This window comes from Streptomyces sp. NBC_01707 (assembly GCF_041438805.1).
Taxonomy (GTDB): domain Bacteria; phylum Actinomycetota; class Actinomycetes; order Streptomycetales; family Streptomycetaceae; genus Streptomyces.
In genome coordinates this window covers 8535451-8550710 of the sequence record NZ_CP109190.1, presented here as the reverse complement: position 1 = coordinate 8550710, position 15260 = coordinate 8535451, and the positions used below count along the sequence as shown (strand labels likewise).

17 protein-coding genes are annotated in these 15260 nt (G+C 69.3%); 5 read left to right on the top strand and 12 right to left on the bottom strand.

The features are described 5' to 3' along the window. Positions 1 to 42: 42 nt before the first annotated feature. The 6 genes from OG963_RS38270 to OG963_RS38245 all read right to left on the bottom strand — a co-directional run bounded on the left by OG963_RS38270 (position 43) and on the right by OG963_RS38245 (position 6506). A complete protein-coding gene (locus tag OG963_RS38270; protein ID WP_093778806.1) occupies positions 43 to 1260 on the bottom strand; it encodes a M20 family metallopeptidase in 1218 nt (405 codons plus the stop codon). 736 nt (positions 1261 to 1996) lie between these two features. Beyond that, a complete protein-coding gene (locus OG963_RS38265) occupies positions 1997 to 3295 on the bottom strand; it encodes an aldolase/citrate lyase family protein (RefSeq protein ID WP_093778804.1) in 1299 nt (432 codons plus the stop codon). A 175-nt stretch (positions 3296 to 3470) separates the two neighbouring features. After that, on the bottom strand, positions 3471 to 4433 hold the full coding sequence (locus tag OG963_RS38260; protein WP_093778802.1) for an electron transfer flavoprotein subunit alpha/FixB family protein: 963 nt from the start codon (positions 4431 to 4433) through the stop codon (positions 3471 to 3473). A gap of 57 nt (positions 4434 to 4490) precedes the next feature. Beyond that, entirely contained in the window at positions 4491 to 5276 is a 786-nt protein-coding gene (locus OG963_RS38255; protein ID WP_093778800.1) for an electron transfer flavoprotein subunit beta/FixA family protein, read from the bottom strand. Positions 5277 to 5476: 200 nt separating this feature from the next. Further along, entirely contained in the window at positions 5477 to 5983 is a 507-nt protein-coding gene (locus OG963_RS38250; protein WP_093778798.1) for a flavin reductase family protein, read from the bottom strand. A 196-nt stretch (positions 5984 to 6179) separates the two neighbouring features. Continuing rightward, positions 6180 to 6506, bottom strand: coding sequence for a thioredoxin family protein (locus OG963_RS38245; RefSeq protein WP_093778796.1), 327 nt, complete (start codon positions 6504 to 6506; stop codon positions 6180 to 6182). Between the two features lie 218 nt (positions 6507 to 6724). On the opposite strand from OG963_RS38245, the gene OG963_RS38240 reads away from it, so the two are divergent. Next, positions 6725 to 7447 (top strand): 1-acyl-sn-glycerol-3-phosphate acyltransferase, encoded by a 723-nt coding sequence (locus OG963_RS38240; protein WP_030925391.1) that lies wholly within the window; start codon positions 6725 to 6727, stop codon positions 7445 to 7447. 30 nt (positions 7448 to 7477) lie between these two features. Here the strand turns inward: OG963_RS38240 and OG963_RS38235 are convergent, their stop codons facing one another. From OG963_RS38235 to OG963_RS38215, 5 genes are all read right to left on the bottom strand, one after another. Further along, positions 7478 to 8170 carry a B3/4 domain-containing protein gene (locus OG963_RS38235; RefSeq protein ID WP_371799921.1) on the bottom strand — a complete coding sequence of 231 codons (693 nt, stop codon included), beginning with the start codon at positions 8168 to 8170 and terminating at the stop codon, positions 7478 to 7480. A gap of 23 nt (positions 8171 to 8193) precedes the next feature. Next, positions 8194 to 8793, bottom strand: a complete 600-nt coding sequence (locus OG963_RS38230; protein WP_371799920.1) for a transglutaminase family protein — start codon at positions 8791 to 8793, stop codon at positions 8194 to 8196. A gap of 78 nt (positions 8794 to 8871) precedes the next feature. Next, entirely contained in the window at positions 8872 to 9933 is a 1062-nt protein-coding gene (locus tag OG963_RS38225) for a low specificity L-threonine aldolase (protein WP_176902382.1), read from the bottom strand. Further along, positions 9930 to 10697, bottom strand: a complete 768-nt coding sequence (locus OG963_RS38220) for an SDR family NAD(P)-dependent oxidoreductase (protein ID WP_093778878.1) — start codon at positions 10695 to 10697, stop codon at positions 9930 to 9932. Before OG963_RS38220 ends, OG963_RS38225 begins: the two co-directional genes overlap by 4 nt. A gap of 26 nt (positions 10698 to 10723) precedes the next feature. Beyond that, the gene (locus OG963_RS38215) at positions 10724 to 12121 is read right to left on the bottom strand and encodes a DUF6421 family protein (RefSeq protein ID WP_371799919.1); all 1398 of its coding nucleotides are present in this window, start codon (positions 12119 to 12121) and stop codon (positions 10724 to 10726) included. Between the two features lie 337 nt (positions 12122 to 12458). On the opposite strand from OG963_RS38215, the gene OG963_RS38210 reads away from it, so the two are divergent. Together OG963_RS38210 and OG963_RS38205 are read left to right on the top strand one after the other, a co-directional pair. Further along, a complete protein-coding gene (locus OG963_RS38210; protein ID WP_256223535.1) occupies positions 12459 to 12584 on the top strand; it encodes a hypothetical protein in 126 nt (41 codons plus the stop codon). Between the two features lie 98 nt (positions 12585 to 12682). Next, on the top strand, positions 12683 to 13366 hold the full coding sequence (locus OG963_RS38205; RefSeq protein ID WP_093929789.1) for a glycerophosphodiester phosphodiesterase family protein: 684 nt from the start codon (positions 12683 to 12685) through the stop codon (positions 13364 to 13366). A 64-nt stretch (positions 13367 to 13430) separates the two neighbouring features. Here OG963_RS38205 and OG963_RS38200 read toward each other — a convergent pair whose 3' ends face one another. Next, the gene (locus OG963_RS38200; protein ID WP_093778786.1) at positions 13431 to 13985 is read right to left on the bottom strand and encodes a GNAT family N-acetyltransferase; all 555 of its coding nucleotides are present in this window, start codon (positions 13983 to 13985) and stop codon (positions 13431 to 13433) included. Between the two features lie 75 nt (positions 13986 to 14060). On the opposite strand from OG963_RS38200, the gene OG963_RS38195 reads away from it, so the two are divergent. Together OG963_RS38195 and OG963_RS38190 are read left to right on the top strand one after the other, a co-directional pair. Beyond that, entirely contained in the window at positions 14061 to 14447 is a 387-nt protein-coding gene (locus OG963_RS38195; RefSeq protein WP_030925406.1) for a VOC family protein, read from the top strand. A 144-nt stretch (positions 14448 to 14591) separates the two neighbouring features. Continuing rightward, positions 14592 to 15188, top strand: coding sequence for a DUF5134 domain-containing protein (locus OG963_RS38190; RefSeq protein WP_093929788.1), 597 nt, complete (start codon positions 14592 to 14594; stop codon positions 15186 to 15188). The last annotated feature ends 72 nt before the right edge of the window (positions 15189 to 15260 follow it).

The window sequence follows — 15260 nt, the reverse complement described above, 5'->3', positions numbered from 1 at the left end:
GCGTCCGCCGGGTGGGCGGTGAAGGTCCGCGTCCCCGGTCCCTCAGCCCCTGCCGAGGCGTCCGAGCGCCAGCTGCGCGAGGAGCGCCGCCGCGTCACCCAGCACGGAGTCGTCGAAGAGGGCTTCCGGGGAGTGGTTGTAGGGGGCTGTGGCGGGGTCGAGGTCGGCAGGGCAGGCGCCGAGCATCAGATAGGCGGAAGGGACGTGCTGACCGATGAAGGCGAAGTCCTCGGCCCCGGCGATCGGGTTCGGCAGCTCGAAGTAGCGGTCGGCTCCGAACAGTTGGCCCGCGGTCTCGGCTGCGTACGCCGCCTCGGCGGGGTCGTTGACGGTGACCGGGTAGCCCTCGTCGACGACTGCTTCCACGGTCATCCCGTGCGCCTCCCCCACGCCGCGAACGACCCGGGGCGCCTCGTCGTGCACACGGGCCCGCGCCTCGGCTGAGAAGGACCGGACGGTCGCGGAGAACACGGCCTCGTCGGGAATGACGTTGGGGCTTGTGCCCGCGTGGAAGCTGCCGACTGTCACGACAACCGGGTCGAAGGCGTCGAAGCGGCGGGTGACCATGGTCTGCAGAGCTGTCACCGCTTCGCAGGCGGCCGGGATCGGATCAAGGGCGCTGTGCGGACTGGACCCGTGCCCGCCGCGCCCGCGCACGGTCACGTCAAGGGCATCGGCGGCGGCCAGGATCGGCCCGGGGCGCGTGCCGACGACTCCGGGCGGCAGCATCGCGGACGCGACATGAAGGGCGTACGCGGCCACCGGCCTGGTGCCCGCGGCATCGAGCACACCTTCGTCGACCATGACCCGCGCCCCGGCGTCGCCTTCCTCACCGGGCTGGAACATGAACACCACGGTTCCGGCCAGTGTGTCGCGCCGTTCGCAGAGCAGCCGTGCGGCGCCGACCAGTCCAGCGGTGTGCAGGTCGTGGCCGCAGGCGTGCATCACGCCGGGGATCTCGGAGGCGTACGGCAGCCCGCTGGTCTCCTGCACCGGCAGCGCGTCCATGTCGCCGCGGAGCAGCACCACCGGGCCGGGCAGCGCGCCACGCAGCACGGCAGTGACCGAGGTGAGCTGTTTGCCGAGGGTGATCTCCAGGGGCAGTCCGTCCAGCGCTGCCCGTACTTTCGCCTGGGTCAGCGGCAGTTGCAGGCCGATTTCGGGCTCCCGGTGCAGGGCACGACGCAGCGCGACCAGTTCGGGCAGCAGCGCGGCGGCGGATCCACGGAGGTCGGTGGGGCGGCGAGCTGCATCGGTCATGGCGTCTCCTCGCGAGTCGGTCCCCCCATCCTCACCGTTCTCGGCTCCCGTGCCACACGGTCCTCACAAGGTCGACCGGCCTGGCCGGGGAGCTCCGCGCGAACCGCTCGTCGTCTCTGTCGTACGGTCATCAGGATTGCGCCATGTCTGTCTTCGCCGCCGCCGACGGAGCCGAACTCGCCCATCACCACATGGGTGAAGGTGAGCCGCTGCTCGTTCTGCCCGGTGGCCCCGTGCGCGCCTCCGCCTACCCCGGTGATGCGGGTGGGCCGTCGAGCCGACGCCGACTGGTGATGCTCGACCTGCGGGGCACCGGCGACTCAGGCATCCCCGCCGACCCGGCCACCTACCGTTCTACGGGCGTTGGGACGCGGCCGCCCGGGCCCACGCAGCAGCCGGCGTCGAGCAGAGCGACTACGAGGCCGCGGACGTCTACGCGTCCGACAGGGCCTTCGCCCCTGCCGCGGCCCGCGCCGCCGTCGCAACCCTGGACGCCCGGGTGCTGATCCTTGCGGGCCAGCTGGACAGTGGTCCGCTTCCTCGCGTCGCGGCCACCGTCGCGCGGTTGTTCCCCAAGGCCGAACTCACCATCCAGCCGGGCGCCGGCCACTTTCCGTGGCTCGACGATCCCTCCGCTTCAGCGGGACCGTCGAGACCTTCCTGCGGGGCTGACGGCACGGGCCGTAGCCCACGCCTCTTCCGAGGGCGGTTCACGGCCCGGGCCTGAACCGCCGCGCTACGGCGCCGTAACCGTCAGTCCCCCGCGTCGCGGCGAGGCGAAGGCGTCGAGGTCCGCCCGGGTCAGCCCTGTCAGGCGGGCGACCTCGGCGGTGTCCAGGGCGCCGCAGTCGATGCCACGCAGCAGGTAGCCACTGAGGGCCTTGGCGGTGGCGGGCTCGTCCATCACATCACCACCCGCCTTGGCCACATATGCGGCGAGTCGGGCCGCAGCCTGTTCCAGGCCCTCGCGGTAGAAGGTGTAGACAGCCGCGTAACGGGTCGGCAGATGGCCCGGGTGCATGTCCCAGCCCTGGTAGTAGGCGCGGCCCAGGGCGCGGCGGGTGAGCCCGTAGTGGAGTCGCCAGGCCTCGTGGACCCGGTGGGTGGGGCCGACAGGGAGGACGTTGGTGGAACCGTCGGAGACGCGCACGCCGGTGCCTGCGGCGGCCACCTGCATGACGGCCTTGGCGTGGTCCGCGGCCGGGTGGTCGCTCGCCTGGTAGGCGGCGCTGACGCCGACACAGGCGCTGTAGTCGAAGGTGCCGTAGTGCAGGCCGGTGGCGCGGCCGCGCGCGGCGTCGATCATGCGGGCCACGGCGGCGGTGCCGTCGGCGGCCAGGATCGACTGGCTGGTCTCGATCTGGATCTCGAAGCCGAGCCGGCCCGACGGCAGACCGTGGGCCTCTTCGAAGGCTTCGAGGAGCCGGACGAAGGCGGTGACCTGTTCGGGGTACGTCACCTTGGGAAGGGTGAGGACCAGGCCCTCGGGGAGGCCGCCCGTCTGCATGAGGCCGGTGAGGAAGATGTCCGTGGTGCGGATGCCCCGGTCGCGTACGGCGGCCTCCATGCACTTCATCCGGATGCCCATGTACGGGGCCGCTGTGCCGTTCTCGTACGCCTCCGAGATCAGCCGGGCGGCTCGGGCGGCCGCCTCGTCCTCCTCGGCATCGGGCCGGGGTCCGTAGCCGTCCTCGAAGTCGATGCGGAGGTCCTCGACGGGCTCGCGGCCCAGCTTGGCGCGTACGCGGTCGTGGACGGGCGCGGCGAGCTCCTCCGGGATGCCGAGGACGGCTGCGAACGAGGCTGCGTCGGGGGCATGCTCGTCGAGGGCCTTCAACGCCTGGTCGCCCCAGGAGCGGATGGTGCCGGCGGTGAAGGTGTCGCCGGGGACGTAGACCGTGTGGACGGGCTGGCGGGTGCCGGGGTCTCCCGGGTAGCGGCGGGCGAGCTCGGCGTCCACTGCCGTGAGGGAGGCGCTGATCTCCTCGCTGACCGCACCGGCGAGGCTCGTTGCCACCTTCTCCTGCTGACCCATTTCGGCACCCTCCACACTCTCACTGTTTCCGCTTCCCGGAATCAGTAATCCGTATAGTGAAGTTATAAGGCTGTCGGACCTGCGTCAATGGTGATCAGAAACGGTCCGGGGCCGCGCGGTGAGAACACACCACGCGGCCCCGGACCGTCGAGATCGGGTACGGCTCCTCGGAGGATCAGCCCTTGCGGGTGTTGACCTCGTCGGTGAGTTGGGGGACGACCTGGAAGAGGTCGCCGACGACGCCGTAGTCGACGAGGTCGAAGATCGGGGCCTCGGAGTCCTTGTTGATCGCGACGATGGTCTTCGAGGTCTGCATCCCGGCCCGGTGCTGGATCGCACCCGAGATACCGGACGCGATGTACAGCTGCGGGGACACCGACTTGCCGGTCTGGCCGACCTGGTTGGAGTGCGGGTACCAGCCGGCGTCGACCGCGGCACGCGAGGCACCGACCGCCGCACCCAGCGAGTCGGCGAGCGCCTCGATGATCGCGAAGTTCTCCGCACCGTTGACACCACGGCCACCGGAGACCACGATCGCCGCCTCGGTCAGCTCCGGACGCCCGGTCGACTCACGCGGCGTCCGCGACAGCACCTTCGTGCCCGTGGCCTGCGCCGAGAAACTGACCGCCAGGGACTCCACCGCACCCGCGGCCGCAGCCGCCTCGACCGGCGCCGAGTTCGGCTTCACCGTGATCACCGGGACACCCCGCGAGACACGGGACTTCGTGGTGAACGACGCCGCGAACGCCGACTGCGTCGCGACCGGCCCCTGCTCACCGGCCTCCAGATCCACCGCGTCCGTGATGATCCCGGAACCGATCCGGACCGCGAGACGGGCCGCGATCTCCTTGCCCTCGGCAGAGGACGGAACCAGCACCGCGACCGGGGACACCGCCTCGACCGCAGCCTGCAGCGCATCCACCTTCGGCACGACCAGATAATCCGCGAACTCGGCGGCATCCACGGTGAGGACCTTGACCGCACCATGCTCGGCGAGCACCGCAGCGGTGGCCCCGGCACCCGCGCCCAACGCGACCGCAACCGGCTCACCGACCCGACGCGCCAGCGTCAAAAGCTCCAGAGTGGGCTTGCGGACAGCACCGTCCACGTGATCGACAAAGACGAGAACTTCAGCCATGGGACTTCAATCTCCTGCAACTAACGAAGGAACGAGGGACGGACGCAACAGCCGGCTCTAGATGAACTTCTGACCCGCGAGGAACTCGGCGAGCTGCTTGCCGCCCTCACCCTCGTCCTTGACGATCGTGCCCGCCGTACGAGCCGGACGCTGCGCCGCGGAATCCACCGCGGTCCACGCACCCGCCAGACCGACCTCGTCCGCATCGATCTCCAGATCCTCCAGATCCAAAGACTCGACCGGCTTCTTCTTCGCCGCCATGATCCCCTTGAACGACGGGTAACGCGCCTCACCCGACTGGTCCGTCACCGACACCACCGCCGGCAACGACGCCTGCAACTGCTCCGACGCACTGTCACCGTCACGACGCCCGGTCACCGTGCCACCCTCGACCCGCACCTCGGACAACAACGTCACCTGCGGCACACCCAGACGCTCCGCCAGCACCGCCGGCAACACACCCATCGTCCCGTCCGTCGACGCCATCCCGCACACGACCAGGTCGTAACCCGTCTTCTCGATCGCCTTCGCCAGCACCAACGACGTACCGATCACATCCGAACCGTGCAGATCGTCGTCCTCGACATGAACAGCCTTGTCCGCACCCATCGACAACGCCTTACGCAACGCGTCCTTGGCATCCTCCGGACCCACCGTCAACACGGTGATCTCCGCATCATCCGCCGCGTCCGCGATCTGCAACGCCTGCTCCACCGCATACTCGTCCAGCTCCGACAACAGACCGTCGACATCCTCACGGTCCAGCGTCAGATCATCCGCGAAATGCCGGTCACCCGTCGCATCGGGCACGTACTTCACACAGACAACGATCCTCAAGCTCACGCCGGCTCTCCTACTGCATCGTCATTTCTGGGCTGCCTTGATGCACGCAGCATAGGCGCCTGATGGGGCGGATTCCGGTCGGGGCGACCGACGCTCCGAGCGAAATATTACTCGCCAGTACACCCAGTGCGGCACCCATAAGCAAGCGCTTTGACTGTGACCTAGCCGACGCTGGCCGCCCGTGCGCCGCCTGGGATCTCTCAGTCCCGCAGCGCCGTGAAACGGCCCTGGTGGTAGAGGAGCGGACGGCCGGCTCCGGTCGGATCTCCGACGACCGCCTCCGCGATCACGATCCGGTGGTCGCCCGCCGGGATGCGTGCCACCACGCGGCAGACCAGCCACGCCAGCACTCCGTCGAGCACCGGCACTCCTTCCGGGCCGTTGCGCCAATAGGTGGACGGGCCGAACCGGTCGGCGCCGCTGCGCGCGAATGTGGCGGCCAGTTCCTCCTGGTGCTCGCCGAGTATGTGTACGCCGACGTGGTCGGCCTCCGCCACGACCGGCCAGCTGGACGACGAGGTCCCCACACCGAAGGAGATCAGCGGCGGCTCGGCGGCGACGGAGTTCAGAGAGGTGGCGGTGAAGCCGACCGGCCGGTCACCGGCGGCGGTGATCACGGCGACACCGGTGGCGTGCTGCCGGAAGACGGAGCGGAGGAGGTCGGGGGACGCCGTGCGGGCGGTGCCGAGCTCGGGCGAAGCCGTCATGGAGATGTCCTTCTGCGAGGGAGGCGTACGGGGCCGTGGGTGCTCAGGCACCCGGACAGCGCGCACTCGCGTTGCGGGCCAGGTCCACGTGGGCCCGGCTGTGAAGAAGGGGTTCCGGCGGCATAGCGTCAGACTGACGATGCGTGGTGGGTGCAGTCAAGCAGGTTCCGCAATGTGGGAGATGCATCACGGTCCGTCACATCGCGTGTCCCAGTGCCGCGACGACATCCACGGTGCGTGGCTGCCCGACCGCTCGCCGGACGATCCGGCCGGCCGCGTCGAGCACCAGCACCGTCGGGGTACGGCTGATGTCGAGTGCGCGCACGAGAGTGAGATGCGCCTCGGCGTCGATCTCGACGTGGGCGACGCCGTCGACCATTCGCGCCACCTCGTCGAGAGTGCGGCGGGTGGCCCGGCAGGGCTGGCAGAAGGCGCTGGAGAACTGCACGAGGGTGGCCCGATCCCCCAATTCCGCGCCGAGTTGGGCGGCGTCCAGCCGTCCCGCGTGTGTCTGCCCGTCCACCTTCGGCCTCCTGTCAGAGCTCTTCGCAAAGGGTCAGCACCACGGGGCGCGGAGGCATTCCCGGCCCTTCCACGTGATGAGAATCTCGCGCCCCGTGCCCGCGGAGACTGGCCAGCGCGACGCACATGGGGCACGATCGGCGCAATGCCGAAAACCTACGGCTGCGTAACTTCCGCCGGGAGAACCCTCCTCAGGCGCAGAAGAAGGGTCTTCTCCAGATGGCAGAACTCGTCTATCGGCCGGTCATCGGCGCCGCTCGCACCATGTTCAAGGCGCTGGACCTGAAGATCGACGCTCAGGGTTCGGAGCACATCCCGAAGACCGGCGGTGCCGTACTGGTCAGTAACCACATCAGCTACCTCGACTTCATCTTCTCCGGGCTGACCGCACTGCCGCAGAAGCGGCTGGTCCGCTTCATGGCGAAGGAATCGGTCTTCCGGCACAAGGTCTCCGGTCCGCTGATGCGCGGCATGAAGCACATCCCGGTCGACCGGAAGCAGGGCGAGGACGCGTACGCGCACGCACTCGCCTCACTACGGTCCGGCGAGATCATCGGCGTCTTCCCCGAAGCGACCATCTCCCAGTCGTTCACCCTGAAGAGCTTCAAGTCGGGCGCCGCACGACTGGCCCAGGAGGCCGGCGTACCCCTGATCCCGATGGCGCTGTGGGGGACGCAGCGGATCTGGACCAAGGGCCGGCCGCGCAACTTCAAGCGCAGCCACATCCCGGTGACGATCCGGGTCGGTGAGCCGGTCGAAGCCCCCACCGATCAGTACGCGGGTGCGATCACCCGGCGGCTGCGCGAGCGGGTGCAGGAGCTTCTCGAAGCCGCCCAGCGCGCGTACCCGGTGCGGCCGAGGGACGCGAGCGACACCTGGTGGGTGCCCACGCATCTCGGCGGTACGGCTCCGACGCCCGCCGAGGTGCGTGAGATCAGCTGACCCGACCGGGTCACGCCCACGGCTGAAACGTCACTCCGGGGTGCGGACGGTGATCTGTGCTCCGGGGCTGAGCTTCTCCAGCGATTCGGCGAGTTCGGTGCCTGCGGCTTCGAGCTCGCCGATCGTCATGGGGGCGAGGGCCTCCAGCAGGAACAAGGCGTTGACGGACTCCTCGGTGAGCCGGGTACGTACGCCCTGCCGCCAGTTCCACCGACGGCAGGTGACGCCCTCGTCGTCGCACCAGACGACTTCGCCGGGCTCGGGATGCTCCACGGCCTCCTCGCCACCCGCGACGGTGCGGAACGGCTCCTGGCCGGTGGAGCGCACCAGCCGCATGGCGCCTTGGATGCGGTCGGTGTCCTCGCCGCCCACCGGGATCAGATGGGCGACGCTGATCGCGTTGTAGAGGTCGACCAGCACGTTGATGCGCGGCAGACCGGCGTCCGTGAGAGCCCGCCTGGCGAGAGCCTCGGCGGAGTTGCGGGTGCGGGACGGCTTGGCGCCGAAGGCGGTGTAGGCGTCCCGCCAGGCGGCGACATGGGGGTCCTCGTGCGGCGCCCTGCCGTCGAGCCGCGCGACGAGACGCCGGGTGGCATCGTCGAGCAGAGCCGAACTGTCTTCGTTGCTCTCCCCGTTGACCAGGCCGCGCGCCTCGACGGTCAGGTAGGTGAAACCGGGGGCGAGCGTGCGTACGTCGTCGGAAACGGTGAGCGTCGGAGTCATCGGCTGCCTTGCCTCGATACGGTTCAGAGCGCGGTCGGGAGAGTGCGCCAGAGCTGCGTGCGATCCTCGGCACACTGCATGGCGAGCAGAACCGCCGGGTGCGGTGCTTTATAGAGTACTGGATAGTCCACTCCATTGGACTGCGGTCCGATCGCCCAGGCCAACCGCTCCTCGTCGAGCGAGAACTGGGCGTCGATACCGGGCTTGTTGCCTCGCGGGTCCTGGCGGTCCCACCGGTCCCGCCCCGGCAGGCGCACGGCGATCAGGCCGTGCAGGACCTCCGGATCCCCGTTGTCGTCGGCGAAGCCCTGATAGCAGAGCGCGGTCGGGATGCCCGCCGCGCGCAGGAGGGCGGCCAGCGCGTGGGACTTGGAGTGGCAGATGCCATTACGGGTGGCCAGGACGTCCGAGGCCCGCCAGGTGACCCGCGGATCACCTGAGTCGACGGAGTGCTCAATGGTGTCGCGTACCCACTCATAGGCTGCGACCGCGTATGAGTATGCATCGACAGTATCGGCACGAAGGCGGTCGACGGTCTCCCTCACGAGCGGATGCTCATGATCGATAGCCTCGTCAGTAGCGAGATAGGCGGAGATCTCGGGGACTTCCTGTGCCAGTTCCATGCGCACAGAGCATACGGAAGCGGTCGACCGGAAGGCAATTACTTTCCGGTCGACCGCATATTCATACGATCACTCGCGCTACTTGGCCATCTCTTCCTTCAGCGCGAGAACGAATGCGTCGACGTCGTCCTCCGTGGTGTCGAAGGCGCACATCCAGCGCACGTCGCCGGCGGCTTCGTCCCAGAAGTAGAAGCGGAAGCGCTTCTGGAGCCGCTCGCTCACCTCGCGGGGCAGCCGCGCGAAGACGGCGTTGGCCTGCACCGGGTGGAGGATCTCCACGCCGTCGACCGCACGGACGCCCTCGGCGAGCCGCTGGGCCATGGTGTTGGCGTGCCGGGCGTTACGGAGCCACAGGTCCCGGGCGAGCAGCGCCTCCAGCTGCACCGACACGAAGCGCATCTTCGACGCGAGCTGCATGGACAGCTTGCGCAGGTGCTTCATGGCCCGTACGGCGTCCGGGTCGAGGACGACGACGGCCTCGCCGAACAGGGCCCCGTTCTTGGTGCCGCCGAAGGAGAGGACATCGACCCCGACCGCATTGGTGAACGTACGCATCGGCACGTCCAGCGACGCCGCGGCATTGGCTATCCGCGCCCCGTCGAGATGGACCTTCATGCCCCGCTCGTGGGAGTGCTCGCAGATGGCCCTGATCTCGTCGGGCGTGTAGACCGTGCCGAGTTCGGTGTTCTGCGTGATGGACACGACCTGGGGCATGGCACGGTGCTCGTCGTCCCAGCCGTACGCCTGCCGGTCGATGAGCTCAGGGGTGAGCTTGCCGTCCGGCGTCGGGACGGTCAGCAGCTTCAGGCCACCGACACGCTCCGGGGCACCACCCTCGTCCACGTTGATGTGCGCTGACTCGGCGCAGATCACCGCACCCCAGCGATCGGTCATCGCCTGGAGGGAGACGACATTCGCGCCCGTTCCGTTGAAGACCGGGAACGCCTCCGCGGAGGAGCCGAAGTGGCTGTGCATGACCCGCTGGAGGTGTTCGGTGTAGTCGTCCTCGCCGTAAGCGATCTGGTGACCGCCGTTGGCCAGGGCGATGGCCGCGAGAACTTCCGGGTGGGCACCCGCGTAGTTGTCACTGGCGAAACCGCGCACCTGCGGATCGTGGTGACGTCGCGCGTCGGTCCTTATGGTTGCGGGGTCAGCCACAGACGCTTTCCGTTCACTTCCGGGGCGGGCCGTTCCCATACGCCGGCGATGGCATCGGCCAGCTCCTTGACGTCGGTGAAGCCCGCGAACTTCGCATTCGGGCGCTCGGCGCGCATCGCGTCGTGCACCAGTGCCTTGACGATCAGGATCGCAGCCGCCGTCTTCGGCCCTGCGTCGCCCCCCGCCTTACGGAAGGCGTCGGCGAGCGCGAGGGTCCAGGCCTCGGCGGCAGCCTTCGACGCGGCGTAGGCGGCGTTGCCCGCGGTGGGGTGGCTCGCCCCGGCCGCGCTGATCAGCAGGAAACGGCCGCGGTCGCTGCGAAGCAGGCCGTCGTGGAATGCCAGCGAGGTGTGCTGCACGGTACGGATCAGCAGCTTCTCCAGCAGATCCCAGTCGGCGAGGTCGGTCTCGGCGAAGGTGGCGCTGCCGCGCCAGCCGCCGACGAGGTGGACCAGGCCGTCGATCCGGCCGAATTCCTTCTCGGTCTTGGCCGCCCATTCGCGGGTGGCGGCCAGGTCGAGCAGATCGACGGTGTCGCCGGTGACGGTGGCGCCGCCGTGGGCGTACCGCGCGGCGTCGACGGCCTCGGCCAGCCGGGTGGGGTCGGCGTCCGAGGCGACCACGATCGCGCCGGCTTCCGCGAGCCTGAGAAGCGTCGCTCGGCCGGCCGGTCCTGCGGCTCCCGCGACCGCGATGACAGCGCCTTCGAGCGCGCCGTTGCCGTTGCCCGTGCCGTTCGCGTTCATGGCCATCGCCTCCTCGGTACGGGCGCTCACGCGGCTGCCTGCTCGGCGTGCGCGGCGGTGATCCCCTTGGTGGAGGCGATCACATGCTTCAGCTTCTTGGAGAGCGCCTCATAGAACATGCTCAGGGGAAACTCGTCCGAAAGCACGTCGTCCACGAGCTTGCGCGGCGGCTGCGTCAGGTCCAGGGCGTCCGGGCCCTTGGCCCAGCGGGAGCCGGGGTGCGGGGCGAGGTAGGTCGAGACCAGGTCGTACGCGGCGAACCAGTGGACCAGCTTCGGGCGATCGATGCCGTCGCGGTAGAGCTTCTCGATCTCGCCGCAGAGCTGATTGGTGACCTGCGGGGCGCGGTCCCAGTCGATCTTCAGGGTGTTGTCGGTCCAGCGGATCACATCGTGCTTGTGGAGGTACGCGAAGAGCAGCTGACCGCCGAGACCGTCGTAGTTGCGGACGCGCTCGCCGGTGACCGGGAAGCGGAACATCCGGTCGAACAGCACGGCGTACTGCACGTCGCGGCCCTGCGGGAATCCGTCGGCCTGCAGCTTCACGGCCTCCTTGAAGGCGGTGAGGTCACAGCGCAGCTCCTCCAGGCCGTACATCCAGAACGGCTGGCGCTGCTTGATCATGAACGGGTCGAACGGCAGGTCGCCGTGGCTGTGGGTGCGGTCGTGGACCATGTCCCACAGCACGAACGCCTGCTCGCAGCGCTGCTGGTCGCCGACCATGTCGCGGATGTCCTCGGGCAGCTCGACCCCGAGCAGTTCGACGGAGGCCTCGGTGACGCGGCGGAAACGAGCGGCCTCGCGGTCGCAGAAGATGCCGCCCCAGCTGAAGCGCTCGGGCGCCTCGCGCACGGCGATCGTCTCCGGGAAGAGCACCGCGGAGTTGGTGTCGTAACCCGAGGTGAAGTCCTCGAAGGTGATGCCGCAGAACAGCGGGTTGTCATAACGGGTGGCTTCGAGCTCGGCGAGCCACTCCGGCCAGACCATCCGCAGCACGACCGCTTCGAGGTTGCGGTCCGGGTTGCCGTTCTGCGTGTACATCGCGAAGACGACCAGGTGCTGCAGGCCGTCGGCGCGGTTCTTGGCAGGCTGGAAGGCCAGCAGCGAGTCGAGGAAGTCCGGCACGCCGAAGCCGCCGTCCGCCCAGCGACGCAGGTCCATGACAAGGGCGCGGTGGTACGCGGCGTCGTGCGGGAGCAGCGGGGCAAGCTCCTCGATCGCGGCGATCACCCGGTCCAGCGTCGCCCGGACGGTGGCCGGGGAGGGCGCGCCGTCGGCGTCGAAGTCGATCGATCCGTCCTTCGACTGCCAGGGGCGGATCTCCTCCACGGCATTCTTGAGCGCAGGCCAGGCCGGCTGCTCAACCACCCGCTGTGCAGCAGTTATCGCGCCGGCGGCGGCATCGTGCACAAGAATTTCCGTCATCACACTTCCTCCACGGGAGAACCTCGCGTTAAGCAACCGTATCCGTGTGCGGTTCCTCGAGACAAGTGGGCCCCAGAAAATTATCCTGCCGACCCCCCATGGTCACCGACATTTTTCCTGTCGCACCTCGCTCCTGCGGCGACTTCCGCCGCCTGGACGGGCGGCGCAGCGTCTTCGACTCGTACACCTGTTCGTTCAGACCGCGCCCGGCACGCCCACGCACGGGTGACACGGCTCGCGGCACACCTGCCGCCGGCGGTAGGACGGACGGCATCCACCCCCGCCGACCGCCGTGCCGGCCCCTGCCGCACCACCCACCCGACGGGAGACCTTCCGCGTGAGCATCCGTGCCGTCCTGGTCGCAGCAGTCATCACGGGGTTCCTGCTCGGCGCCGCCGAGATCCAGGGTCACGGCGCCACTCCCCCGCGCGGGGCCACCCACCTCCTCGCGCCGGGTCGCTAGGCTGCCGAGTGCCGAAATGCCGCAAGGCTGTAGTGCCGTACTGCCGCGTGGGTAGGAGCAGCACGCGGGGAGCCGCCGTCGACGGAAGCGAGATTGCCTTGACTTTTCTCACCATCGGTCATCGCGGGGTGATGGGTGTCGAGCCGGAGAACACTCTGCGGTCGTTCGTCCACGCCGAACGGGCCGGGATGGACGCCATCGAGCTGGACCTTCACCTCAGCAAGGACGGCGCGCTCGCCGTCATGCACGACGCCGAAGTGGACCGTACGACCGACGGCACGGGCCTGATCGCCGACAAGACCCTCGCCGAGCTCCGTGAACTCGATGCCGGGCAGGGCGAGCGGGTGCCCGTCTTCGAGGAGGTGCTCGACGCCGTACGCTCCCCCGTGCAGGCGGAGATCAAGGACGTGGCGGCCGCCAGGGCGCTGGCCGAAGTGATGCGGCGGCGCGATCTCGTCGACCGGGTCGAGGTGCTGTCGTTCCACGACGAGGCGGTCGCCGAGATCGCCCAACTCGTGCCGGGGGTGCGGACCGCGCTCGTCGCCAGCCGCTGGAAGAGCGACGTGGTGGACCGGGCCAAAGCGGTGGGCGCGGCGACGCTCGTGCTGAACATCCGCCGCCTCACCCTGGAGGTCGTCGAGCAGGCGCACGCCGAAGGCCTGAAGGTCATCGGCTGGGTGGTGAACACCCAGGATCACCTGCGGCTGGCTCGCGGCCTGGGGCTGGACGGCGCGACCACCGACTTCCCGGAGATCCGCCGCGCCGGCCGTTTCACGGCGTAGGCGCAGTACGCGGTGCTGCTGCTCACCCTTGTGTGCTGCGTGCGACCGCTCGTACCGGGTACCGCTAGACGTTCAGATCCTTGATCAGCAGTTCGAAGGCGAGATCGTCACGCTGCGGGATGCCGAAGCGTTCGTCGCCGTACGGGAACGGGGTCAGCTTTCCCGTACGGCGATAGCCGCGGCGTTCGTACCAGGCGATCAGCTCCTCGCGCACCGAGATGACGGTCATGTGCATCTCGGTCGCGCCCCAGCTCTCCCGGACGGTGCGCTCGGCCTCGGCGATGATGATCTTGCCGAGTCCGCCGCCCTGCAGCTCGGGACGGACCGCGAACATCCCGAAGTAGGCGGCCTCACCACGGTGTTCCAGCTGGCAGCACGCGATCGGTTCCCCATCCCGTTCCACCACGAGCAACCGGCTGCCGGGAGCTTCGACGACCTGACGGACCCCGTCGGGGTCGGTCCGCTGTCCGTCCAGGATGTCCGCCTCGGTGGTCCATCCGGCCCGGCTGGAGTCCCCTCGGTACGCCGACTCGATCAGCGTCACGAGTGCGGGCACATCGGCGTCGGTCGCGTCGCGGAAGGTCAGCTGTCCCGAGTCACGGGGCGGGGCGGTGTCCATGGTGAGGCTCTCCGTTTCTCTGCTGGGCCGTGCCGCAGCAGCGTAACCCGGAGCTCTGTGCCTAGGGTCTGGCCCATGGTGCATGTGCTGAGCAGCAGGGTCCTGTTGAGCCCGACGGATCCCGAGCGGTCACGGGTGTTCTACGGAGAGTCCCTCGGACTCCCGGTGTACCGGGAGTTCGGCACCGGTCCCGAGCGGGGCACGGTCTACTTTCTCGGCGGTGGCTTCCTGGAGGTCTCCGGGCGCTCCGCAGCGCCGCCCTCGCCCGCGCTGCGGCTGTGGGTCCAGGTCGCGGACGTCCAGGCGGCCTACGAGGAGCTGTCGGCCCGTGGCGTCGACGTGGAGCGGCCACCGGTGCGCGAGCCGTGGGGGCTCGTGGAGATGTGGATCTCCGATCCCGACGGCGTCCGGATCGCGGTCGTCGAGGTGCCGGCGGACCACCCGTTGCGCTTCCGGCCCTGATCCCTCGACGGCGCGGAAGTGGTGTTTCCCTCCGGCCGGTTCCCGCCACGCGCTCCCCTCGTACCTCAGTGCGCCGCGTACGACCTGCCCGGCCGGGGCATCGACTAGTCGACACCGACGTCGTACGTCCTGGGGAGGTGCACTGTGCACGGACCGGCGATGTCCAGTTGGCTGCTGATGGCGTTGTGCGGGGTGACGGGTGCGTACTGCCTGCTGCGGATGGGCAACGGGACGCGGGAGGAGCGCAGAACGGCGCGCGCGGAGGCCCTGATGGGCTTCGGGATGGCGGCGATGGCGGTGCCCGCCGCGGTCGTCACGCCGCCCGTGTGGGGATGGGCGGTGTACGTGGTGCTGTTCGGCGGGGCCGCGTTGCGCGCCCTGTGGTTCGCCCGGCACAAGGGTCACCATCTGCACCATCTGGTCGGCTCGCTGGCGATGGTCTACATGGCGGTGGTGATGGCGGCGCCCGGCAGTGGCGCGTCGGCACACGGGGGTCGAGCCGGTCACGGTGGGCATGAGATGGCACAGGTCGCCGGGGGGCTGCCGCTGCTGACCGGGGTGCTGCTGGTCTACTACGCGGCCTATGTGCTGCGGTCCGGGGCGCGGCTGATACCCGTCGCCGCCACGGTGGGCGTGGCCGGCGGACCGACCGGGGGCGCATGGGGCGCACGGCCCGAGCTTGCGCTGGCCTGCCGGCTGACGATGGGGATCGCCATGTTCGCGATGCTGCTCACGTTATGAGACAGAAGGCACGGCAATCCGTGGCGTACGTCACTTGCCGAGCGCAGCCATACCCGTGGGTAGTGCGCCGCT